17 protein-coding genes are annotated in these 24,682 nt (G+C 41.3%); 3 read left to right on the plus strand and 14 right to left on the minus strand.

The window, feature by feature from the left end; translation table 11 throughout:
- Entirely contained in the window at positions 1–2,124 is a 2,124-nt protein-coding gene (locus AACW45_RS04075) for a RecQ family ATP-dependent DNA helicase (RefSeq protein ID WP_190631362.1), read from the minus strand.
- Positions 2,125–2,504: 380 nt separating this feature from the next.
- The gene (locus tag AACW45_RS04080; protein ID WP_190631363.1) at positions 2,505–3,794 is read right to left on the minus strand and encodes a Glu/Leu/Phe/Val family dehydrogenase; all 1,290 of its coding nucleotides are present in this window, start codon (positions 3,792–3,794) and stop codon (positions 2,505–2,507) included.
- Positions 3,795–4,072: 278 nt separating this feature from the next.
- Here AACW45_RS04080 and AACW45_RS04085 point away from each other — a divergent pair, with 278 nt between their 5' ends.
- A complete protein-coding gene (locus AACW45_RS04085) occupies positions 4,073–5,422 on the plus strand; it encodes a cytochrome P450 (RefSeq protein ID WP_190631365.1) in 1,350 nt (449 codons plus the stop codon).
- 46 nt (positions 5,423–5,468) lie between these two features.
- Here AACW45_RS04085 and AACW45_RS04090 read toward each other — a convergent pair whose 3' ends face one another.
- The 3 genes from AACW45_RS04090 to AACW45_RS04100 form a co-directional block, all read right to left on the minus strand.
- Complete coding sequence (locus AACW45_RS04090) at positions 5,469–6,968, minus strand: carotenoid oxygenase family protein (RefSeq protein ID WP_190631367.1); 1,500 nt, start codon at positions 6,966–6,968, stop codon at positions 5,469–5,471.
- Positions 6,969–7,118: 150 nt separating this feature from the next.
- Positions 7,119–8,540: a folate/biopterin family MFS transporter gene (locus AACW45_RS04095; protein WP_190631370.1), complete on the minus strand. Its 1,422-nt coding sequence runs from the start codon at positions 8,538–8,540 to the stop codon at positions 7,119–7,121.
- A 222-nt stretch (positions 8,541–8,762) separates the two neighbouring features.
- Positions 8,763–9,317, minus strand: coding sequence for a PadR family transcriptional regulator (locus tag AACW45_RS04100; protein ID WP_190631592.1), 555 nt, complete (start codon positions 9,315–9,317; stop codon positions 8,763–8,765).
- A gap of 111 nt (positions 9,318–9,428) precedes the next feature.
- Between AACW45_RS04100 and AACW45_RS04105 the strand changes: the two genes are divergently transcribed.
- Positions 9,429–9,821, plus strand: coding sequence for a monooxygenase family protein (locus tag AACW45_RS04105; RefSeq protein WP_190631371.1), 393 nt, complete (start codon positions 9,429–9,431; stop codon positions 9,819–9,821).
- A 55-nt stretch (positions 9,822–9,876) separates the two neighbouring features.
- Here the strand turns inward: AACW45_RS04105 and AACW45_RS04110 are convergent, their stop codons facing one another.
- From AACW45_RS04110 to AACW45_RS04135, 6 genes are all read right to left on the minus strand, one after another.
- Positions 9,877–10,332 carry an ATP-binding protein gene (locus tag AACW45_RS04110; protein ID WP_190631373.1) on the minus strand — a complete coding sequence of 152 codons (456 nt, stop codon included), beginning with the start codon at positions 10,330–10,332 and terminating at the stop codon, positions 9,877–9,879.
- A gap of 67 nt (positions 10,333–10,399) precedes the next feature.
- Positions 10,400–11,884, minus strand: coding sequence for a PP2C family protein-serine/threonine phosphatase (locus AACW45_RS04115; RefSeq protein ID WP_190631374.1), 1,485 nt, complete (start codon positions 11,882–11,884; stop codon positions 10,400–10,402).
- Positions 11,885–12,147: 263 nt separating this feature from the next.
- Positions 12,148–12,474 carry an anti-sigma factor antagonist gene (locus AACW45_RS04120; RefSeq protein WP_190631376.1) on the minus strand — a complete coding sequence of 109 codons (327 nt, stop codon included), beginning with the start codon at positions 12,472–12,474 and terminating at the stop codon, positions 12,148–12,150.
- A 76-nt stretch (positions 12,475–12,550) separates the two neighbouring features.
- On the minus strand, positions 12,551–14,668 hold the full coding sequence (gene glgX / locus AACW45_RS04125) for a glycogen debranching protein GlgX (protein WP_190631378.1): 2,118 nt from the start codon (positions 14,666–14,668) through the stop codon (positions 12,551–12,553).
- Positions 14,669–14,770: 102 nt separating this feature from the next.
- Entirely contained in the window at positions 14,771–15,196 is a 426-nt protein-coding gene (locus AACW45_RS04130) for an STAS domain-containing protein (protein ID WP_190631380.1), read from the minus strand.
- A 20-nt stretch (positions 15,197–15,216) separates the two neighbouring features.
- Positions 15,217–17,043 carry an AGE family epimerase/isomerase gene (locus AACW45_RS04135; RefSeq protein WP_190631381.1) on the minus strand — a complete coding sequence of 609 codons (1,827 nt, stop codon included), beginning with the start codon at positions 17,041–17,043 and terminating at the stop codon, positions 15,217–15,219.
- A gap of 543 nt (positions 17,044–17,586) precedes the next feature.
- On the opposite strand from AACW45_RS04135, the gene AACW45_RS04140 reads away from it, so the two are divergent.
- Positions 17,587–18,774, plus strand: a complete 1,188-nt coding sequence (locus AACW45_RS04140; protein ID WP_190631383.1) for a low temperature requirement protein A — start codon at positions 17,587–17,589, stop codon at positions 18,772–18,774.
- Positions 18,775–18,840: 66 nt separating this feature from the next.
- On the opposite strand, the gene AACW45_RS04145 is transcribed toward AACW45_RS04140, so the two are convergent.
- The 3 genes from AACW45_RS04145 to AACW45_RS04155 form a co-directional block, all read right to left on the minus strand.
- Positions 18,841–19,476 (minus strand): DJ-1/PfpI family protein, encoded by a 636-nt coding sequence (locus tag AACW45_RS04145; RefSeq protein ID WP_190631385.1) that lies wholly within the window; start codon positions 19,474–19,476, stop codon positions 18,841–18,843.
- Between the two features lie 374 nt (positions 19,477–19,850).
- A complete protein-coding gene (locus tag AACW45_RS04150; RefSeq protein WP_190631387.1) occupies positions 19,851–21,032 on the minus strand; it encodes a nuclear transport factor 2 family protein in 1,182 nt (393 codons plus the stop codon).
- A 19-nt stretch (positions 21,033–21,051) separates the two neighbouring features.
- Positions 21,052–24,681, minus strand: coding sequence for a nuclear transport factor 2 family protein (locus tag AACW45_RS04155; RefSeq protein WP_242045739.1), 3,630 nt, complete (start codon positions 24,679–24,681; stop codon positions 21,052–21,054).
- Position 24,682: the final 1 nt, after the last annotated feature.

Raw genomic sequence — 24,682 nt, forward strand, 5'->3', positions numbered from 1 at the left:
TTAATCACTTTGACCTAATGAATTAAGTGCTAATGCTACGGGAAAAACCATACCACTGCCAGCATTACGCAACAGTGCTGCAATTATAGTAAAAGTCCAACGGGAATCTACCATATCATCAATTAAGAATACAGAACCATTGATTTCTGGACAAGAGTCAATAGCAAAAGCGCCATCCAAATTATGAGCTTGTTGGTAACTGTTACTCATATTTTTTTGTAAGTGGGTTTCGCGGATTTTGCGAACAATAGGTTTAAAAGGTAAGTTTAATTTTGCAGCCAAACTTTGAGCAAAATTAGGTACAAGTTCTGGGCGATTTAAAGAGGGAACACAAGTTACCCAAGTAGGAAATGATTGGGGTTGCCAACGTTGAATCATGTCATAAACACCTTGTACCAATGCATCATCAAAATGATTATTTATATATTTACCTTGCTTGACTAATTCTCCCCAACCAGCATCACCCCAAAGAGATAATGCCCTACCCATTTCTGCTTTGAAATTATCTTTAATTTTTCCAGAAAAACCATAAGTTGGTAAGGAATTAGAAATCCACATTTTACGTGGTTCGATAATTTGATCGCTACGACGTAAATATAGAATTGCTTGATTAATAAGTTCAGGTTGGCAATTTACTGGTAATAAAGGTTTACCTATGCACACAGCACATTTACCACAAGCTATGGGATCAGGATCGTCTAATTCTGTTGCCAAAAAAGTCATTAAACATTGTGGACTTTGCATATATTCCAACATTCGTGCTTGTTCTTGGCGGCGAATTTGGGTTAATTGTGCAATTTTTTGAGTATCAATTTGATAATTTATAGGCGTGGTATACCATTTGGAACCTTGCTTACTTATAGGTGCAGGAGATTCCAAGGACAGCAATTTTAAAACTTTATCAATTTGCCCTCGTGAAAGATTGAGTTGTTGTTCTAATTGCGGAACAGACAAACCATCTATAGCTTGATTGAGTACATTTAAAACTTGTTGGGTATGTACTTCGGGAGGAAAAGCCGTATTGATGAAGTAATTTGTAATCTCATCATCTTTATTACCACTCAGAAGAATTCCGTAGGCGATTTCAACCGCTCTACCTGCTCTACCTACTTGCTGATAATAGTGTACAACAGAACCAGGTCGTTGGTAATGAATGACAAAGCCTAAATCTGGTTTGTCAAAACCCATGCCTAAAGCTGTAGTTGCTACTAATACTTTTATTTCATTTTGTAGCAGTTCGTCCTCTAATTTAACGCGAACATCACTTTCTAAATTACTATGGTACGCTTTAGCATTTATATTTTGTATTTTTAACCAATCGGCTACTCTGTCAGCATCTCTAACTGTTAATGTGTAAATAATTCCGCTTCCTGGTAAGTTAGGTATATGTTCTGCTAACCATGCCATTCTTGCTGCTGGACTAGGTAGAAAAATATTTTGTAACCGCAAACTTTGTCTAATTAAATCTCCTCTTAAAATATTTATATTTGAACCTAATTGAGCGTTAATATCATTAACTACGCGATTATTAGCTGTAGCTGTTGTAGCCAGTACTGGGATATTTTGTGGTAAAGCTTGTAAAATTCTCACAATACGCCGATAATCAGGGCGGAAATCATGTCCCCAATCGGAAATACAATGGGCTTCATCCACAACAAATAAACCAATACGCCCTGATATAGGTAAAAGAATTTTGTCTCGAAATTCTTCGTTAGCTAATCTTTCTGGAGAAATTAGCAGAATGTCTACTTCACCTATTAGCAACTGAGTTTTGACAACTTCCCACTCTTCTGTATTGCTGGAATTAATTGTAGCGGCTTTGATGCCTATGCGTTGGGCGGCGGCGATTTGGTTTCGCATCAAAGCTAATAATGGCGAAATTAACAGTGTACAACCAGCACCGCGTTCGTCGAAGACGTTGGCGCAGCCATCGCGTAGCAAGCGAGTTGCTAAAAAATAAACCAAACTTTTACCCCAACCAGTACGTTGAATAACAAGTAACCGTGCTTGTTTTTGGAGTAACTCTTCAATAGCTTCCCACTGTCCGGCGCGAAAGTCAGCTGTTGAGTTATCCAAAGCCTGACGTAAAAGCAATAACGCTTTCTCTTTAAGTCTAGTTGTCATAAATACTCAGTACTTGGTTGCCATTTATGTTGTAACACTTGAGACAACACTCAACAATTAAATTGTGCAATTCTCAGTGTTAAAAAATACATAGTTTATCAAAGGTCAGCAAAAATAATTTCATCGCTTAGTTAATACTTACAGCAGTTTTCACCTATTTGAAACACATCTGTCGTAGGGAACACCAGTAAAATTATTGTATCTACCAAAAGATTGTCGATGTTCCCTACAGCGTGGTTTATTTACCTAAAAATAGCTGTAATTTCGCGATCGCCAAAAAAAGAGGCAGATAAATCATCCGCCTCTATTATGAGTTTAGTAATATAACTGGCTATTTATTTGCTTAAAACAAATGACAAATGACCAATGACAAATGACTATTAAGGATAAAGACCGCGATCGCTCAATGCTTGCGCAACTCTACCTACACCTAAAGTATAAGCTGCTAAACGCGGTGAAATCTGTCTTGCCTGAGATTGTTCCATCACTTGACGGTAAGCATTTACCATCAAATGTTCCATTTCGCGATTCACCCGTTCCTCATCCCAGAACAAATAAGAAAGTCCTTGTACCCATTCCAAATAACTCACTACAACACCACCAGCATTCGCCAAAATATCTGGTAACACTACTACACCCCGCGCTTCTAGTGCTTGGTTAGCTTCTAGAGTTACCGGGCCGTTAGCTGCTTCTGCTACAATATGCGCTTGAATTTGATTCACATTCTCTTGCGTGATTTGATTTTCCAAAGCTGCGGGAATCAAAACATCACAAGGTAACGTTAGTAAATCTGCGTTGCTAATGGGTACGGTTTGCGGAAAGCCTACAACGCTGCGATGATTCTTAGCTGTGTATGCTTTCAAAGCCGGAATATCTAAACCAGTTTCTGAATATATTCCGCCGCTACTGGTAGACACTGCAATAATAATTGCTCCAGCTTCATACAGCAATTCAGCTGCTGCCATACCCACATTACCAAAACCCTGAATGGCGACTCGTACACCTTCTAAGGATTTACCTCGATCCGCTAAAGCTTCCCGGACAATAATCATGGTTCCGCGTCCCGTCGCCATTTCTCGTCCTCTGGAACCACCAACGGAAATTGGTTTACCTGTAACAACTCCTGGTACAGCATGACCAACATTCATGGAATAAGTGTCCATCATCCAGGCCATTTCCCGCGCGGAAGTACCTACATCTGGTGCGGGGATGTCTACAGAGGGGCCGATATCTTTTATTAATTCGCTGGTATAACGGCGGGTAATTCGTTCTAATTCAGTAACGCTGTATTGTTTTGGATCTATAGCAATACCACCCTTTGCACCACCGTAGGGAATTCCTAACAACGCACATTTCCAAGTCATCAGCATTGCTAAAGCAGAAACTTCTCGCAGTGTGACAGCTGGATGGTAACGAGTACCGCCTTTATAAGGGCCTAAAATATCCGAATGTTGTACCCGATGTCCGGCAAATACTCTGATTTCTCCATTATCCAGTCTGACTGGAATAGAAACTGTAACTACTTTACGTGGATGGCTGAGAATTTCTAAAATTCCTGCATCTAATTTTAATTCTTTAGCTGCTGCTTCTAGGTAGCTACAAGCTTGATCGAAAGGACAAATATGGGCTGGAGTCGCAGGTTCCAGTGGTAATACAGGTGTTGCAACCATAAAATTTTCTCCTAATCGCGGTATCTTTGCGAACCGGAAATATATATATGCCTAGCTTATCCTTTCTTTTCAGGAAAATTAAAGTTTTTGTAGTTTTTGTTACAATTTTATTTAAATTTTATGCATACAGGTGAAAGCCGGGGCTTTAGTTCTAATTCTTCAACGCTAAATTGCATACTACGCAATTATCAAGATGAGGGAAATCTCAACAAAAGTTCATATTTTAACTAAATGCTTTAGGATCGATATGCTGCTGTGAATCTGTCAGGTTTAATGCTATGAAAACTACTCTGCCTTTACCTCCGGGTAACTTCGGTTTACCGTTAATTGGCGAAACAATCAGCTTTTTAAGCGATCCAGATTTTACTAATAAGCGGTATCAAAAATATGGATCGGTTTTCAAAACCCATCTATTTGGTCGTCCTACAGTAGTGATGATTGGCGCTGATGCTAATCGTTTTTTGTTAACTAATGAAAATCAATATTTTTCGATTAGCTGGCCGGATAGCACTAAAACTTTACTAGGCCCAGCATCTCTGTCTATACAAACGGGTGGTATACATCAAAAGCGGCGTAAGCTATTATCCGAAGCCTTTAAACCTAGAGCGCTGGCGGGATATGTCGGTAAAATGGCGGAAATTACCCAAGCTTATCTGCATAACTGGGAAAAGATAGGTGAATTGACATGGTATCCGGAGTTAAGAAAGTATACTTTTGATGTTGCCTGTAAATTGCTGATTGGTACAGATGCAGCTGCTGATAGTCATATTGCTGAGTTGTTTGAGGAATGGTGTGGCGGTTTATTTACTATTCCTGTAAGGTTACCTGGAACTAAGTTTAGTCGGGCGTTGCGTTGTCGTCAGCAGTTGCTAGATAAAATTGAAGAAATTGTACTTCAACGTCAACAACAACCTGATTCTTCTGAAGATGCTTTAGGGTTGCTTTTGCAAGCACGGGATGAAGAGGGTAATAGCTTAAGTTTGCCAGAACTAAAAGACCAGGTGCTACTATTACTTTTTGCTGGACATGAGACATTAACATCTGCGATCGCATCTCTATGTTTATTATTAGCGCAGAATCCAGCAGTTTTAGCCCAAGCTCGTGCAGAACAACAGCAATTAGCAATAGAGGAACCGCTAACGATGGCGCATTTACAACAAATGCAATATCTAGACTTAATCCTCAAGGAAGTATTACGAATTATTCCCCCAGTCGGTGGAGGTTTCCGTGAAGTGATTCAATCTTGCGAGTTTAATGGCTGGCGCATTCCTCAAGGTTGGTCGGTTCTCTACCAAATCGGCAAAACACATCATGATAGCAGTGTTTATACTGAGCCAAATCAATTTAATCCCCAGCGATTTGCACCAGAACAAGCAGAGGATAAACCGAAACCATTTAGCTATGTACCTTTTGGTGGGGGAGTCAGGGAATGTTTAGGTAAAGAGTTTGCCAAGTTAGAAATGAAGTTATTCGCCGCACTTTTAATTCGTGGGTATAATTGGGAACTATTACCAGAACAAGATTTAGATTTGGTGATGGTACCTACACCTAAACCCCGTGATGGTATGAAGGTAAGTTTTCGTTCTTTGAATTCAGAAGAAAAAGTATCTATATATACTGCTGTTTAATATCAATATACCCCACACCAATTTTGCGGTGTGGGGATGATGTCAATTAAGGTGAGACAAACACTTCAGGGGTGAAACTCCCGTGCAAACCGTAGGGTATATGATGCTTGAGATGCAAACGCGCGATCGCACTTTTATTCAAATCTCTTGCATCCAAAATTACCACATCTGAGCGATGATGAGCTGCATCATAAACTAAAGCCAATAACCAACCATCATCTTCTGTCTCTCCACCAGGACGAGGAACAAAAACCGGTTCACCTATAAACCCACGAGGTGCAGCACTCCAAAGTTGCTTTTCTCCCGAATCTAAATCAATTTTCAAAATCGCTTGTAAGGGAGCATTACCTGTTTCTGCGTGAGTTGCACCGATATATAAATAACGATATTGCTGTCCAACATTAGCCGGATTAATCGCCGGAAACTCACAGGCACGACCTTCAATTAATTTGCGTTCCACAGTTCTATTTTGCAGTTGCAATGCAAATCGCCAGAGTTTTCCTGGTGCATTGGCTTCAAAATTTACTTGGCGAAAATCGCTTTTAGGTTCAACTTCTGGTAAGGAATCGTAGCATATAGAATCAATCACAATTTCATCACCTACTTCAAAAGCATTAACGTGATGAAAGATGAAACCTGCTTGTGTTTCTAAAATTTTGATATCTTCTTTACCAGCTTTGGGGTTACGAGGAACCACGATTATCTGAGTAGGTCTATCCAAATGAAATTTAATACATTCCCCAGATGAACGGATTCCCAAAAGCATGGGAATGGGATTGAAAGTAACAGGATTTTGCAAGAAAATGCAGTAATTAGGAGTAATTACAAAGTCATGAACAAAACAGAACCCAGGTACTTTATGGGCTTGTTTTCTGATAACTTCCCCTGCTGGATTTAACTCAAAAATGGTTATTTTAGTAGAGAGTTGTGGCTGAATGGAAAAGTTAACCAAGCAAGGTGCGCCATTATCTTGCTGACAACGAGGATCTAATCGAGGATGAGCACTAAAAGGTTGGCCTTTAGATAACGCGCCATTAAAATATTCCTTTCCTAAAGTTTCTAAGGTATATGGATCTAGGCGATGGGGTTCAGTAGCTTCCCACAGTGCTAATAATTTACCACCCCAATAAATAACGTTGGTATTAGCAATAGTTTTAAGTTTGTAGTCGAGAAAATTAGCTAACCAACCACCAGGCCTTTGTGTACCAAATGCACCGCGATAAAGAATTTTGCCAGCTTTTTGTTCTGCTATATATTCTTCAGTCCTGACATAGCGATTGCGATAATGGGCACGACCATTAACAAAGCTAATACGGCTAATCATCCCATCACCATCAAAAGGATGATGAATGCGTTGACCATTAATATCTAATAAGCCAGGGCCATTTCTAAATAATGTACCTTGCAGTTCTGGGGGAATTTCGCCTTCAATATCATCAATCCAGTAATCGAATTCTTCATATAAAGATTCGTACCCTCTTTGCCAATCAGCACGAGTATAAGATTTTTCTAAAATGGTGTTTTCGGAGATGTTTGAACTCTGCATATCCTAAAATATCCTCTTGTTATCTTGCACAAAGACAGACAGGAAATTACAACACATTCAAGGCTTTATTTCTCCAGAAATAAAGCAATAAAGTGCTAGCTACAAAATAATTTTCATTTCCTTGTCTTTGGACAAAATATTTGCCTATTATCAACTTTGAATTTTGTTGTTTGTAGCTTCTACTTCAGATATCAACTCAGGCAAAAATAGCTCATTTGCAGAGGTTGGTTGCAATGAGGAAATCTGAGTTTGCTCTTGTGCGGCTGGTAGCCAGCTAAGAAATGGTAAAGGTAAAAGTGTGCTGAGGTTAGTAATTACTACTAGCAGCCATAGCAATTCAAAGTTAGTTTCAGTAATTCCTAACCAATGCATAACGATCGCCCCCAATTCATAGGACACCATGCCGGCAAGGTTACATACTGACATTAACAAAGCAAATAATGTGGCTTCTACTCCCGGAGGGCAGATTCTCGCCGCTAATACCAACACTGGCATATAGGCAATTTGTCCCATCACAGTAAGAATTAAGCTATCACCTAAACTAAACCAGCGATCGTCTATACCTAAAGCTCGGTTGGTATGGGTAACTAATAGCAGCATCGTCATTCCTAAAACTGTGGAAAGTACGGTACTCCAACCAAAAATGACGCGAAAAGGTACGTTTTTCAAGAAACGCTGGAAAACCCAAATACCTATTAAAGATGCAAAATTTGTAACTAAACGTACCCGTCCTAAAAATTCTGGTGCAAAGTGCAATTCATTGGTGCTAAAAAAGAAAAATGCGGCATCTGCTGTTGGGGTAGCTTGCCAAATAAAGACAAAGGCTGTAGGTAGCCAAATTGCTTTTTGGCTAATGGCTTTGCGTAGTTGTGTAAATTGATGTTTAACGCTAACAAAGTTATTTTGCTGAGGATTTTCTGGATCTTGATTAACAGGAGATTCAGCAATTAACCAAGCTACAGCTGAAACTAATAGGGGAAAGATAGCGGTAATTCCAAAAACAATGTGTGTAGAGAAATGTTCTAGAAGCCAACCGCTTAAATAAGCTGTGAGTAAACCACCAACTGCGGAAGCACCCCAGCAAATCGATTGTAATGAACCTGCATCGGCTTGGGATTCTCCTCTGGCGCGTTCAACTACTAATGAGTCAACGATCACATCACTAACAGCAACGGCAAGTGAGCCTAAAGCGATCGCTAAGGTCGCAGCCCAGGTAGTATGAACTATTGTTGCTAAACTTAACCAGGAAACTGCACCTAAAATTCCCGATAAAATTAAATATGGTCGTCTACGATAGCCAAATATGGGCAACCCGTCGGAAATAAAGCCAAATACAGGCTTGATAATCCAGGGTAAGGCGACTATACCCAACAGCGCCGACACCTGCGTCGGACTCAACAGCAGTTCATCTTTCAGGAAAAAACTCACAGCTAAACGTGCCAATCCTACGATACCTTGGACAAAGTAAACCGTAAGAATGGCAATTAACTCGGCATTAGGTTCATGACCGAAGAAAATTTTTGCTTTTACTGAGTCTTTGACCTTGGACAAGCCAGAGGATTGAATCAGCATTTGATGAATATTTTTTAAGTTTTGTCTACTTTTCTATCATATCTATAATCTATGAAGCTGGGCATGGGGCATTGGGCATGGGGCATTGAAACAATTTTGGATTTTGGATTTTGGATTTTAGATTGGAATCCAAAATCGCAAATCGTTCGACTGAGCGCTCACGACGAAGTCTAAAATCTAAAATTCCTTGTCCCCCCTGCTCCCTGCTCCCTGTCCCCTGCCTTATCCCTCTTCTCCATTCAGCAACGGCATAATTTCATCACACCAAGCTAACCAGCCTGTCTCATAGTATATTCCCCGCAATAAGGTCATGTATTGAAATCTTAAGCTTTTTGACAATTCTTGGGGGTTTTGGAAGTACTGACTCTGAATTTGTTGATAAATCGCTAGTCGCTGCTGATGTTGTTGGCGGTGGGTTGCTAGTTTTGCTATCACTATCTCGCCTGATACTAAATGTCCTGCATAAAGTTTCACGACTAAATCATCTTTGATGGCTACCATTTCCTCGGCTTCAGCAATCCACTGACACAACTGCTGTTTACCCAATGCTGTCACGGCATAAATTTTTTTATCGGGTCGATTTTCTTGTTGTACAGATTCGGCTTGTAGCCATTGCTTTTCTTCTAAGCGGTTCAGTTCTCGATAAATCTGCTGAAAACTAGCACTCCAGAAAAAACCAACCGAACCTTCTACAGAAGGCTTAAAGCGTTTGGCTAGATCGTAACCGCTACTGGGGGCGCTGACTAGGGCTGACAGAATGGCATAGGTAAGAGACATGGGCGATGAGTTGACATATTCAATTAATTGAATATACACTTAATTTTATATTCACTTAGTTGAATAATATTATTGTTGAATAGGTAGTTTCAAATCAAGAGGGGAAGTACGATGAGCTATTTTACTTACAAAATTGATTTACCCGAACATCCAGAAGCGGTAGTTTTTGTTAACGGTTTTTTAGTACGCGATCGCGCGGGATTTTTCTGGATGTGGAAAAATCTTTTATGGATCAAGAATGCAACTATTCAGGCTGAAGGCTGCGTACAAGTCAAAGCTGGTATTTGCGCACCCAATGAGGTAATTATGGTAAGTTATTGGCGATCGGAACTAGACCTCAAACAGTTCTTTCGAGGTGAAGCACATCGCCAGATGATGCAGTTTGTGATGAAAAACCCCCGTAGCCTGTGTTTGTACAATGAGACTTATCACCCATTGCACAGTGGAAAATATAGCCACGAACCGCAAGGTATGGCAATGCTTTACGCAAGTTTAGCCCGATAAAATTTGTTGATCAGCGATCGCTGTCAAAAATAGAAGTTAATTGTTTTCGCGATCGTTATTTAGAACTAGAACTAGGTACTGTTTCCGTAGTTGTAGCAGAAATTCGATTTACAACAAATATATTGCGATTCTTTTTGCCTACTCTTTCATAAGTAAACCTGTCTACACCTTGAATAGTCAGGTAAACTCCCAATCCCCCAATTTTGCGTTGCTCTATAGGTAAATCCATATCCTCTGGAAGAGCTTGCTTGGTGGGATCGTAGAATTCGCCAGTATCTTCCAAGGTAATGGTTAAACAATCATCTGTCAGTATCGCTTGGCAAACTACTGTGCCTTCGCGGCCTGCTTCTTCATAACCATGTACAATGATATTGGTTGCTATTTCGTCTACTGCCAGCCGGAGTTTATAAGAAGTCTTTTTGTCTAAGTTTGCACTAGCTGCGGCTGCTAAGACATATTTTGCAATATCGCTCAAAGAGTCAAGCGTTCCTTCAACCGTTAAAGGTTCCATAAATTATCTCATTGATTGCCAGTAATTTTTTTACTAAATAGCCTAGAGAAATTACTTAATTTCTCCTTCATTGATTATTTTCTAATCGCTGCACAGCCAGCATGGTAATATCATCAAACTGCGGAGCATTATCCATGTAGGCAAATAAGTTGGTTTTTATCCACTCTAAAAGTTGATTAGCTGAAGCTGGTGGTGGTTGAAACAAAGACAGCAGTCTTTGACTAGTAAACAACTTGTTATCAGGGGCCCGGGCTTCTGTGACACCATCTGTATAACCAATTAAGATATCGCCCGGAGCCAGTTGAATCTGCTGCACTTTAAATTTCATATGAGGCATCATTCCCACAGCCGGGCCTGTCGGCTTAAGAGTAGCTTTCACTCCTTGGGAATCAATCACAAATAGTGGCTCATGTCCACCATTGACGTAATAGACTATACCTGTTTTTGGATCTAAAACGCCAAAAAACAGCGTGGCAAACATGCTCATCTGGGCGTGCTGTTGAGCAATATAGTTATTGATCAGTGCTACAGCTTTCAGGGCTTCAGCTTGTTCTAGGTTACTGCTTATTTGCGTATCTGTGACAGCCTTTAATACCTCCTCATCACCAAGAATCGTGACATTACACAAATTAGTCTGTCCGGAGAAAATACGAATCAGACTGCGAAACAAAGCCATAAATAAAGCTGCACCCACACCCTTGTCGCACACATCTGCAATCACTAACCCTACATACCCACCAGGAAGCATGAAAGAGTCATAGAAATCACCTGCAACTTGTCTTGCGGGATAAAAGCAAGCTGCAATTTCCCAATCAGGAAGTTTTGGTAGATCCTCTGGCAGAAAATCTCGCTGAATCTGCCTACCTTTTTCTAATTCATAGTCCAAAGCTTGAGAATAAGCTTCTATCTCTTGTTTGGCTTGATCCAGAAAATTGTATGATTCTTCTAATTTGGCGTATAGTTCAGCATTTTCTAGGACTAAAGCGATTTCATTCGCCGTTTTTTGCATTAAGTTGGCTATTTCCCAACTAAAGCGATGAGGTTCGCAATGTAGCAATGTCAGAATACCTAACAAAGCATCTTCTCTGAGGATAGGTACAGCTAATGCTGAACGCACAGTATATGGTTGATTGGGCAGCTGTAACCAGCGTTCATCTTCTATGGTGTCGCTAATCAAGCCTATTTGGCGATGACGGTTCACCCATCCTGCGAGACCCTTGTCTAAAACGCTACCAATTAACTTTGATCGGGTATCTTTAGCTGTGGTCTTTTGTGTGAGAATACTGTCAGTGACCACTCCCTGATTGTTGAGTAAAAATAAACTGCCTGTTTCTGCCCCTGTGAGTTTGCAACAAACCTGTAATGCTTCTTCTAAGGTGATTTTGAGCATTTCCTCCTGTTCAGGAGAACGTGCCATTGCTACTACTTTTGCCAGCAGTTCTCTTTGCGCCTCAAAAGCAGCTTGTGCAGCTCTCAGTGTTATTACTTCTTGGCGCAACGACTCCAATTCCTCGTAACATTGGTCTTCTCTCAAAGGTTTGTGAGTATCCATAGATTTTATGTGGCGGTATATGGTAGGAGCCGTTTGGCGCTGCGGTTATCTCAATTTTGCTCAGAATTTAGTCAAGGCAGCGCATTAGTGACAAAATTTAAGAGTCACTTTGGCAGTAAGATTTTTTAAGTAAGGAAAATAAAGATGTTTCTCATTATACTTGAAAAGATTTGAAAATTTTGCTGGCAATCTAAAAAAAGCTAAAGGCTAAACAACTTTAGCCTTCATACTTCAAACTTTTTCCTAATTCGCCACTATGAGAATTAGGCTACTTCGTAGGTATCCTGGATAATTACACTTTGGTCAAAACCAGTTTTTTCTAGAGTCTCTAGAACCTGTTCTTGCCCACCGACTATATAAATATCAGCGTCAGTGCCCATCTTCTGTTTCGCGGTAATCAAAACGCGCAATCCAGCACTGGCGATATATTCAAGATCTTGAATGAATAACACTAACCGCTTAACTCCAGGAGTGCCGGCAGCATTTTCCACCTCTGCTTTAAAAATGCCTGCAGAACTCGCATCTAGTTCGCCAGTTAAGGTAATTTTAGCGGTATCGCCTGTAATCTCGAGAGTTGCACTAAGAGCCATAATTTTATTCTCCGTTTTGGTGAGTTTTGGTTGTTAATTAAAATTTCGTCATCTATTACTGACGAAACACAAAGATTTATTTACCTACGAGAATAGCTACTGAGCGATCGCCTAGTAAAATTCCCTGCTGATTTCCTAATTCTGGTTCTGTACCAGGTTCCCAGCTAGCTTCTGCAGCAGGCGCACCAGTATTAGCAAATACATGCCACTTCAAACCTGCTGGTGGTTGGGGAATTTCAAACCAGTGAGCTTCCCAGTGCATATTCATGGCAACGTAAATATAGTTATCATTAACTGTGCCACCTTTAGCATGTTTGCCACAAAGCATAAAAGCTAGGGTACGACTAGAATCTGACCAGTCTGCATTCCAAGCTTGAGTACCGTGCCAGGAAATATCAGCATAGCCGCTACCAACATAGTCGCGATTTTGGAAGTGCCAGTGATTTCTCAGTACGGGGTGGGCTTTGCGGAAAGCGATACAATGTTTGGCAAAGTTGAAGAGGTCGGCATTAGACTTTAACAGATCCCAATTCAACCAGTTCAGATCGTTATCGTGGCAGTAGGTATTATTGTTACCGTTTTGAGAGCGTCCGACTTCATCGCCCATAAGGAGCATGGGTACGCCTTGGCTGACTAACAACAGAGCGATCGCATTTTTCATCTGCCTTTGACGCAAAGCATTGATGCCTGGATCGTCTGTCCAGCCTTCTGCGCCACAGTTCCAACTATCGTTATCGTTGGTGCCGTCGTTGTTGTTTTCGCCGTTGGCTTCGTTATGCTTACCGTTATAAGAAACTAAGTCAGCTAAGGTAAAACCATCATGGGCTGTGATGAAATTAATCGAAGTTGCAGGTGCGCGTCCTGCCCAAGCATACAAATCTGGTGAACCTTGCAACCGTTGCGCCATATCGCCAACTCTTCCTGGTTCGCCTTTCAGGAATTTGCGAATACCATCGCGGTATTTACCATTCCACTCTGCCCAGCGACCAAAAGCCGGAAAAGAACCGACTTGATATAAACCGCCCGCATCCCAGGCTTCAGCAATCAATTTACATTTAGCCAAAATTGGGTCAAAGGCTAAAGTCTCCAACAACGGCGGATTCGCTAGAGGTGCGCCCCAAGGATCGCGTCCGAGAATTGAAGCCAAATCAAACCGGAAGCCATCGATATGATACTCTGCTGCCCAGTAACGCAAGCAATCAAGCACAATATTGCGCACAATTGGGTTGTTACAATTGAGGGTGTTACCGCAACCACTAAAGTTGTAATAGTAACCCTCTGGGGTAAGCATATAATATGTCTTATTGTCAATACCCCGGAAGGAAATCACTGGGCCATTCTCATTCCCTTCGGCGGTATGGTTAAAGACCACATCTAAAATTACCTCAATGCCATTAGCATGAAGTTCTTTTACCAGTGTCTTCAACTCATCAACCTGCATCCCAAACTTACCTGTGGCTGCATAACCTGCTTTGGGTGCAAAGAAACCCACAGTACTGTATCCCCAGTAGTTGACCAACAATTCGCCTGTTTGGGGATTGGGACGAGAATTTTCAAACTCGTCAAACTCATATACAGGCATGAGTTCGATGCAGTTTACTCCCAACTCTTTTAAGTAGGGGATCTTCTCTCGAATCGCCGCAAAGGTTCCTGGATGCTTCACCCCAGAGGATGGATGACGGGTAAAGCTGCGGACATGCATTTCGTAAATAATCAAGTCTTCTGGTGGAAGTTCCAGAGGTCGCTCTGATTCCCAATCAAAGTCATCAAAAGCAATCCGGGCACGATGATGGTAGATATCACTCCAATCTGGCGTCACTCCCCAAACATCCCGACCGCCAATAATTTTGGCATAGGGATCTAAGAGAATTTTGCTTTTATCAAACCAGTGTCCGGCTTTGGGATCGAAGGGGCCATCCATGCGATAGCCATACTCGATTTCTTCATAGTCCAAGTCAAACACCACCATGCAAAAAACATTCCCAATCCGAAACTCTTCAGGAAACGGAATTTCAGCAAAAGGTTCGGACTGATGTTTTTTAAACAGTACTAAAGAACAGGATTTGGCGTGACTGGAAAAAATAGAAAAATTTACCCCCCCTGGAATCAGTGTGGCTCCAAAAGGGAAAGGTTTACCCCGACGGAGTTTAAACCCGTCGTAGATATGGGTGGGATTAACGTCGATGCGCTCCATTGTTCTTTGCTAATGAGTGAAATGGCATTCAGATCCGCCAATGGTAGAGACAGGGACGCGGTATCCCAAACATTGGTTAACCGCGTCTGTTGCTGATGATTCTCAATCCTTGAGAGTTGATTCAGCCGGTAGAGAATCAGCTTCGACTTCGAGAGATGCTAAACCCGATTTTATGTTTTTGCTAATAGTGAAGAAGTTGAGAAATCCAGTAACCTCCATCGTATCTTGAATTTCTGGTGCAACTCCTACCAGTACCAATTTCCCTTCTTGATCGCTAAATTTGCGATGTAGGGATAGCAAGGCACGTAAGCCAGCACTGGACATATAAGGAACTGTTGTTAAATCCAGCAACAATTTACTTTTGGGTTTTACCAAAGGTAATACTTGATCTTGGACTTCTGGTGCAGTTTTCCCGTCTACATCACCTTCGAGCTCTACTAAAGTCACTTCTTCATGCACTTTTACCGTCGTACCGTTTTCCCCTTCTTTGGTTGCTGTTACTTTGATTGTTTTGACAATGATTTTCATAATTAATCACTTCCAGCAGACTAAGCGGCAGGGACAATTGTAACTTTGACTTTCACTTGAGCTTTGGTGTCTGGTAGTTTCACCGTTAAGCCTTCAGCGTCAAAATCGCTGTATGGTTCGCCGTCAATCCAGACTTTATCAATCTTGATGCTACCAGGAGGTAGAATATCTGGCTGCACTCGCAGGATGTTGTCCTTGAATGCACCTGGTTGGGGTTTAAAGTATAGGTCTAGTGGTTGCTTGGTAATCAGCAGGTTGGTATAAACTACTGACAAATAGCATAATTCTGTTGAGTGGTAAGCACTCATAGAGTGAGAGCCTTTGAAGCGTTCGTTACCCAACAGGTAAGGTAAGCCGTTGGCTAAAACGTTGAAGTAAACCGCACCGTCATCATGATCCAGGAAGAAGGCATTATAAAAGGCTGCGGCTTCATGGGCTTGAACTTTGTATTCTGGCTTGTTTAAGATACCGTAGAGAATGAGGTAAGCGAGAATAGCTTGTTCTTGTTGCCACCAAGCTTTGCGATCGTGCCAAACAAAGCGGTGTTGTTCTTCACCTTCAGCAAGAACTCTTTCAACTACGTCATACCAGCCGCCTCTTTGTTGGTCGCTACCAACTTTGGGCATGAGGTGAGCGATTTTTTCCGCTAGTTCTACATATTCTTCTTTAGACTTGAGGGAGTTCATCCGCATCAAGTTCCAAGCAATTTTTAGGTTGTGACCGACTACGGCGCGGTTTTGCTGCCAACCCCAGGTTTGGTCTTTACTCCAGTCTTCAAAGAATTTCTCTTGGACAAAGGGGCTGTCGTCGTAGTCGGGGAAATATTTGGCGATGGTGTCAAAGGTGTATTCGAGGAAGTCGGCATATTTTTTCTCGCCTGTGGCTAACCATAAGTTGATTAGGTAGGCGGGTGCATGGTCACCGACTGAGTTCCAGTTTTTGCGGGCGCGGTTGCGACCTAAAGATTCGGCACGGGGATCGAGAGTAATCGGGTCAATGTGGGAGAAATAGCCACCACCATCTTTGTCGAGGAAGAATTTATCAAATAAATCCACGGTCATCTCTGCGTCTTTGAGAATGCGCGGATCGCCTGTAATCCGGTAGGTTTGAATTGGCCCAGCTAAAGCGTAAATTTGTTCGTAGGCGGGGATAGCGTCGTAGTCATCGCTAAACTCGGAGGTGAGTAGCTTTTGTTCTCTGCGTCCGGTAACTTTTACACCGTGATACCAGTAAATGAGGTTTTCATCAGGATCGTAGAAACGCATGTGTTCGCGCAGGTAATCTGTGCCTCTTTCTGCTGCTTCGAGAAAGCGGTCTTCACCGGTTAACAGGAACGCTGAAGCAAAACCATAGACGAGACGAGAAATGGTATCAGTTTCTTGTAAGAAGTCGTCGCGTTTCTTACCACCAGCTAAGTGTAAATATGTACGATATTCGTGGTAATCAATTTCGCGATCGGGATAGTTAAATTGCCATTTGAGGTAACTATCAGCAATGGAACGGATTTGCTTAATCCACCAGTCTGGTTCTTCGTGGCGATAGGAACCTGGTTTATCGTTGGGGAAGACTAGGGACTTAGCTTCAAATTTGTATCCATCTCCCTGGGGATAAAAAACACCGTAAACAAATACGTGCTGACCTGGTACTAGCAGTTGTTCAATTTGTCCAGTACAGTCTCTATAAGGCTCTTCTAAGTTTTGGGCAATTCTGGCATAAACAGTTGGGGTGAGGTATGCTCTGTATTCTTGCTCCCCTGAGGTTTTAATACCAAAAGACTTATCACTGGGGTTAAAGTCAGTGACGTAACCAGTGATTGTGTCTGAGATTGAGAAGTTGAGTTTGTTCATCTTTGTTGTTACAGAAATAAAAGGATAGATATTGTCAGACTTCCGTCGGTATCCTGTGAAACTCGATGCTTTTGTGTTCTCAGCGTCGTGGGCGCTTGATATTTCTGATTTTGTGCCTGTCTATTTTGTTGCGAAATCTAAATTTTGACGTAGGTAATCTATTTAATTTAATTTCGCAGATTTATTACTTGTTGCATCGTCAGAGTAATTGTTTGTAATAGTCCTGGAATTTATCAATATCTAGTTCGACTATCAAAAAGCATTGCTGTTTTTATGGCTGGGAACGCTTTAACTGTCTCGACACTCATATATATCAAGATGAATTCCGTAAATTTTACTGGCTCAGAACAAGAGACATTCTACATGTTTTTGACGGCTTGAGTAGCAAAAAATGTAGCGATTCTCGTAAAACTGCTGAAAATGAAGTAGTTACACAAACCTACATAATGATTGTTCAAGCAGAATTTGCATAAATTACCCAACTCAGATGTGAAACGAACCTCGTAAAATAGTTTTCCATGAGTAGTTGATATTACGGTTCTAATGAACAAAAAATTATGGCAACCGCCAAGATTACGTATTGGTGAAGATAGTAGTCACGAAAGACGCGCTACTTGGCTAGAGCTGTTTTACGATTTGATATTTGTAGTAGCGATCGCGGAATTGGCTCACAATCTCAGTAAAGATGTTACTGTACTAGGTGTTGTCGGTTATGTTGCTCTGTTTATCCCGATTTGGTCTTGTTGGCTAGGTGCTACTTTTTACGCCAATTTGTTTGATACTGACGATCTGGCCGATCGCTTATTAACCCTCCTCCAAATGGTGATGATTGCGGCTTTAGCAGTTAATGTGCATCACGGTTTGGGTAAATCTTCTACTGGCTTTGCAATTGCTTACATTGGCGCTCGCAGTATACTCATTATTCAATTTCTCATTGCTAAATATCATGTGCCTGTAGCCCGTCCCTTACTTAATCGCTATATTGGCGGTTTTGGTCTTGGTGCTGGTTGTTGGTTATTATCCTTGTTTGTACCAGTTCCTTGGCGGTTTGCACTGTGGGCGCTGGGGCTGTTTATAGACTTGATTACTCCCTTAGGAACAGGTCATTTAGCCACTGAGATCACCCCAGATATCTCTCACATGCCAGAGCGGTTGGGACTTTTTACCATGATAGTTTTAGGCGAGTCGGTGGCCGCTGTAGTTAAAGGTGTAGCGGAAAAAGAGTGGAATCTATCCTCGGTTTTCACTGCCTTAATGGGAATGAGCATTGCTTTTAGCTTTTGGTGGCTGTACTTCGATAGTATCGATGGTTCGCCACTAGAAACAATGAAGGCAGGTAAAATTAGTACATTTATCACGTGGCTTTATTCTCACTTGCTACTAGCTATTGGTTTAGCGGCTACAGGGGTAGGCGTTGAGCATGTGATTTTCACCAGTACAAAGAATGTCGTCCCAGAAAAAGACCGTTGGCTACTTTGTGGTGCTGTTACCCTTTGCTTGCTGGTGTTAGCTCTGATTAACTTCACAACTTGTATTTTGGAGAAATACCGCAAAGGTAGAATTTTAAGCACTTATCGTTTAGGAGCAGCAGGATTTGTCTTAGTCTTGGCGATTGCCGGGATGAACTTACCGCCTGTATTTTTAACTACATTGGTTGCGATCGCTTGTGTAGTGACAGTTGCTCTAGATTTATGGAGCAGAAGCCGAGAACAATTTGTTTCTCAGGAGTAGATTCACAGCCGGTTGTGTGTTGACACAACCGAGTCTGCACCATCACAAATGTTTGCCATTTTGCAATTAAATTTGTTGAGCTAATTCTGGATTCCGCGAGCTAGCTTTCTCAATTTCTTTGACAAACTCTTCCATAAACTGGTCTACCATTCCCGGATGCTTACCTGTAATCAGGTTACCATCAATAACTAAATCGACTGTCATATCGTTTTCATAAACCACATCTGCTCCAGCGTTTTCTACGTCACAAATGATGTTATGGGCACAGGTAACTTTGCGATCTTTAATCAAATCGGGATCGGCACAGAACAACCACAAACTATGACAAATTGTCCCTAATTTCACATTCTCTGTTGCCATTGCTTTCCGCAGAAAAGCCACTGCTGGCGCTTGATTTTTTTGACCTTTCTTAACATTTACTTGATATCTCAGGCGATCCATTGCATAGGCTCCAATGCAAATTATGCCTTTATAATCAGCAGGGTCAATATCGTTAACTTCTGTGGTAACTGTGACATGGAATTCTATCTGGTCATTTTCCGGATTAGAGCCAAAGTGCAATTCTTTATTTCCCCATAGGTGAGAAATATACTCAACTTCATAGCCTTTTTCGGGAAAATACTCATTGAAGCGACGAAATTCTGTAGCATCAAAATGTTCTTCAATTAGTACACCGATTTTTCCTTTTGATTCAGTCACCATTTTGTTTTTAATCCTTAATTTTCAAAACACTCAAGGCTACTTTACAGTTTGAGCAAAAATTATCAACTATTTGTATAAGCCAAACAGTTAAAAACTCAAATTTTGCTTGAAATTTGAGATGAATATTTTTGACAACTTCATCTCAGGTTGTCCACTAATTATTCAAGAGCATCCCCTTGATTCAATGTATTGTTGAACACAATTAAAAAATTGCAGTTAATTGAATTGCTTGAGAAACATTTTTTTCAACTAGGGAATGCTCTTAATTAGTTTCCTTTTTAGCAACTCATTCTAGTAGAAGCTAAAGGTTGTTAATAACTCTCATAAATGTGTATTTGCTGATTTAGCGATCGCAACGCAATTGCTTCTGACTACTAACTTTGCCAAGGGGTCATATCAGCGTAAACTCGCCATTCACTGACCTTATTACCACGCATCCGGTAGATGTCACAGCAAGAAACTTTAACATGCTTTTTATTGTGAACCAATTCGTATTTGGCATCCATTTCGATGCTAATGATGTCTGGCTCTATCCAAATTTTTCTGGCATCATGACCATAAAACTTGGCAGTAGTTTTAAAGGTCTGTTTGAAGAAATCTACCACAGCGTTGGGGCCATACATTGGTTCGGCTGAACCCACCTTGTATAATAAATCATCAGTTAGGTAAGTTTTCACTCTTTCCCAATCTTCAGCCATAATTGCCGCAGATAGTTCCCCAACGGCTTTTAACTGTTCTGAGGAGGCTACTTTACCATTTTCGCTTTCAATAGACCATTTAGGACCAGCAGTTGACCATTTAGGCACATATCCTTGAGCGACTCTTTCTTTGCCTTCTGGATGCTCCGCAAAATGTCTTCTCATTGTTCCTGGCGGTAGAACATGCTTACCTTGGCTGACTGTCAGCACAGAAGCAGATTCAGGAACTGGGATAGTTGGATCAAAGACAGGATTCACATCCATGAAAATCCTCAATTCGCTGAACTTATCCCCCTCAACTCGGAAGATATCAAAGCAAGGAAGTGATATCATCGAGCCGTCTTTGCGCCAGTAAAGCACATCCATTTCCACAAATACCGCATCACCTTCTTCCCAAATTACCTTGATTTCGTGGTAAACGGCGTCGATTTTACTAAAGAAGGCATCGGCTGATTTTTTGATCGACTCTTTATCCAGACACACATCAAAGTTGCCAAACTGATATACTGGCGTATCTGTAAAAAAGGTAACAAAACCTGCCGAGTCAAATGCTTCACCCCTAGAGAACAAACGCTTGACTAGGTCTGTATTTGTTCCAGAAATTGGTTCTATTGCTGGATATTGTCTGTTTTTTGTTGATGCTTCTACCATCAACTGACCCATCATTGACTCGACGAGTTGACCAAAAACTACATGCACTTTACCAAGTGCTGATACCAATTCTTGGTGACTTAATTCATAGCCGTTCTCTTGAGCAATCTTCATGAATTGCTCGGCTGTATCAGCAGTATGAAGTTTTTGTTGTAGATTTGGCTGTTCAAATGCTGCTTGTAAAAGCTCTAGTACTTTATGTGACATCACTATCTCCTAGATTATCTTAGTTTTGCCAAGGGGTCATATCAGCGTAAACTCGCCATTCACTGACCTTATTACCACGCATCCGGTAGATGTCACAGCAAGAGACTTTAACATGCTTTTTGTTGTGAACCAATTCGTATTTGGCATCCATTTCGATGGTAATGATGTCTGGCTCTACCCAAATTTTTCTGGCATCATGACCATAAAACTTGGCAGTAGTTTTAAAGGTCTGTTTGAAGAAATCTACCACAGCGTTGGGGCCATACATCGGTTCAGATGAACCCACCTTGTATAATAAATCATCAGTCAGGTAAGTTTTCACTGTTGCCCAATCTTCAGCCATGATTGCTGCAGATAGTTCTCCAACAGCTTTTAATTGTTCTGAGGGTGCTTTACCGTTTTCGTTGCCTATAGACCATTTAGGTCCAGCAATTGACCATTTAGGAACAAATCCTTGGGCTACTCGTTCTTTACCTTCTGGATGCTCTGCAAAATGTTTTCTCATGGTACCAGGAGGGATAATTTGCTGACCTTTGCTCACTGTCAGCACAGACGCAGATTGGGGCACAGAGATCCTAGGATTAAAGACAGGATTCACATCCATGAAAATCCTGAGTTCGCTGAATTTATCTCCCTCAACACGGAAAATATCACTGCAAGGAAGTGATATCACTGAGCCGTCTTTGCGCCAATAAAGCACATCCATTTCGACAAATACCACATCTCCGGCTTCCCAAATCATCTTGATTTCGTGGTAAACGGCGTCGATTTTACTAAAGAAGGCATCGGCTGATTTTTTGATCGACTCTTTATCCAGACACACATCAAAGTTGCCAAACTGATATACTGGCGTATCTGTAAAAAAGGTAACAAAACCTGCCGAATCAAATGCTTCACCTCTAGAGAACAAACGCTTGACTAAGTCTGTATTTGTTCCAGGCAATTTATTGGACATTAAGTTTCCTCTATTAGTTGATGCTTCTAGTTTAAGATTGTCTTTTTTTTGTGTTTCTCGCTTTTCAGCAACTTCTTTGGCGCTGAGTACAGCTTGCTGAACTGCTTTGTGAAGTTTATCTGCAACTTTGGAACCCAGCTTTCGACCTTCTTCATTGACAGGTTCCCAGTTGAGCTTGTAGTTAATAGTTAGAGGAGCATTAGGCTCTTTTCCTCGGACAACTGTGTTAACGATTTTGCCTTGGAATAGCGGATTATCTACTAAATTATGGGTGATAGATCCGGCTTGCTCATCTATAAAGATTCTTTCTTTAACAACCATGCCGAGTGCATTCATTTGGCGGAGCATACCATCGTGATATCTCGCCAAAATTTGCGGGTTTTGAGCTTCAGGATTATAGCGTGCTGTATTTTCAATTTTGTCTTTGACTACATCCCAAACATTTGCCCAAGAAGCATATACAGGAACGCTAAATGTGAAATATAGCTCTGTTTTATCTGAGTTTTGGCCATTTGCACTTTGGTGAAAGCCGTTAACTCCTGAGATATTATTACCAACTTTAGCGTCGGGAAAAATGAAGGATGTACCGTTAGCTTGGTTATATTCCTCCATCGATTCTTGGAAGCGATTTTTCACCTTGCGGGTAACTTGGTTAAATTCCAATTGTTCGCCATTTGGGCCTTTGCAATAAAACAAAGACCAGCCTTCCATTGGATCTTTGCTCCAGTCTACTTCTGGTTCGCCGGCTGCGATCGCTTCTGGTTCATTCCAAAATTTAAAAGAATTGTATCTCAGCGCAACTGCTCTTCTTTCGGCTTCCGATTTGACATGGATAACGCGGTTACAAACCACATTTGTCATGCCTCTTCTGTGAGATTCTTCTTCCAATATTTTGGCAAATTCATTCAGATCAACGCCCTCTTTGACGTTGAAAGAAATATGCATAGCATTGACATGACCAATATGGGAAGGAATACTTTTCACTGAACCATAAGGAGCATTAGCTTTGCCAGCTTCTCTCACATAAATCAGTTCAACGACAGTATTACCAAAAGAAATAAATTTGACATCTAAAGCGTCTTGTTTACCACTGCGTAAATGCGGAATATCAGCTTTCTCTGGATCAATTCCTTTAGCTAATGCATCCAGTTCTTCTTTTTGAAAAAGTGTATTTTGGATGACATCACCGACTAACTCGCTTTCCCCAACAACTAATTTCCCTCCTAATACTTCTGTATAAAATTCGAGGGATTTAGCCATGTCATGAATTGTCACACCAACGTGCTGCACGCCTTGCAATAAATGACCCAGTCCAGAACTAGAAATTAGCTGATGTTTTTGCAGAGCATCTTGACCATTCTGAGCTAAAACTTTACCGTTTGCGTAATCAGTCTGACCATTAATCATTAGTGAAACAATATCATTCTGGATTTGGTTAGCAGCGCCAATTTTAGTAATTAAATCGGCTACCTTGGCACTTCGCTGACCGGCGAGAGTCATCTGACTGTTATATACAAAGGTATAAGCCGACCTTTCGGAAAAAGGTTGGATTTGTTTGATATATTTAGCTGCATCTTGCAACGCTGCGGCATAATCAGCAGAGGCAAAAAACTTTTCCCTGTCCAACGGATTCAAGAAAGCAATTTCACAAGCTGCATGATATTGCTTGGCTGGTGGTTCGTAATGACTCACCCCTGCTGCATCTGGGCGCGAATTATCAACTTCTTCAAATAGATGCAAGCGTAATTTAAGTACTGCATCATTGTTGCTGACTTTGGGTGCAAATGTCTCTGTCAGATAACGACGAAAAACTTCTGTACTTGCACCATCAGCTTTTTTGATTAAAACGTGGAATTTGATGACTCCAACGTCACCGTTGGGATCGCCTGTGGGGATACGATCTATATAAGTGATGGAATTACCAGGACTGCTGTTGTAACCGATAGCTTTACGAAACAGGTTATGCTCGTCATCCATGAGAATAGCTGACGCTTTGAACCATGTTTGCCGGTCTGCATCACTTTCAAAGGTTAACTCTGCAATCCCATCAAAGTTATCTTCAATGTCCCAGCTATAATCTAAACCGGGAATTTCTGGCCATAAACACCCTTCATTACGAGCTACATGAAATTGCCAATATTGATATTGACCGGGTAGTCTAGCACAGACCGGGCCGTGAACGTCTTTCCAGTAATTATCAAATAGCTCTAGGGAAATGGCATCTCGTTTCCACAGAAGGACGTAGAAAGCTACTTTTCCTTGATGATCCCGTGCTGAATAATCAGCTAGGTTTGATTGTTTGGTTGCTGAAAGCATTGCTGCTGTCCTTGGTATGCTATTTAAATTGTCAAAAATCTGGTTCAGGGTGCCGAAACAAGCCGCGACTTTATTAAAACCCGCATAAACGCATAGGAACAGCAGCAGCTCTTCAATTTCTTCGCGGGTGGCTCCCTGTTTGAGAGCCATATTTATATGGGCCGCGAAAGGGTTGCCAGCACCTCTATGATCCTGATTGACAACATCAATAGCGATGGTAATCAGAGCCTTAGTTTTTTGGTCAATTAGTGGCAGACCCCAGGCTTCACCTGCTACCCGAATTACAAAGTCACCAAACTTGGGATTGATTTGTTTTAAACTTTCTTGCAGTTCTTGGTCATCTAGGACGGCATTTTTATATGCTCTTTCCTGTTTCATT

Origin of the sequence: Calothrix sp. FACHB-168 (assembly GCF_963889195.1) — a bacterium.
GTDB lineage: Bacteria > Cyanobacteriota > Cyanobacteriia > Cyanobacteriales > Nostocaceae > Aulosira > Aulosira anomala_A.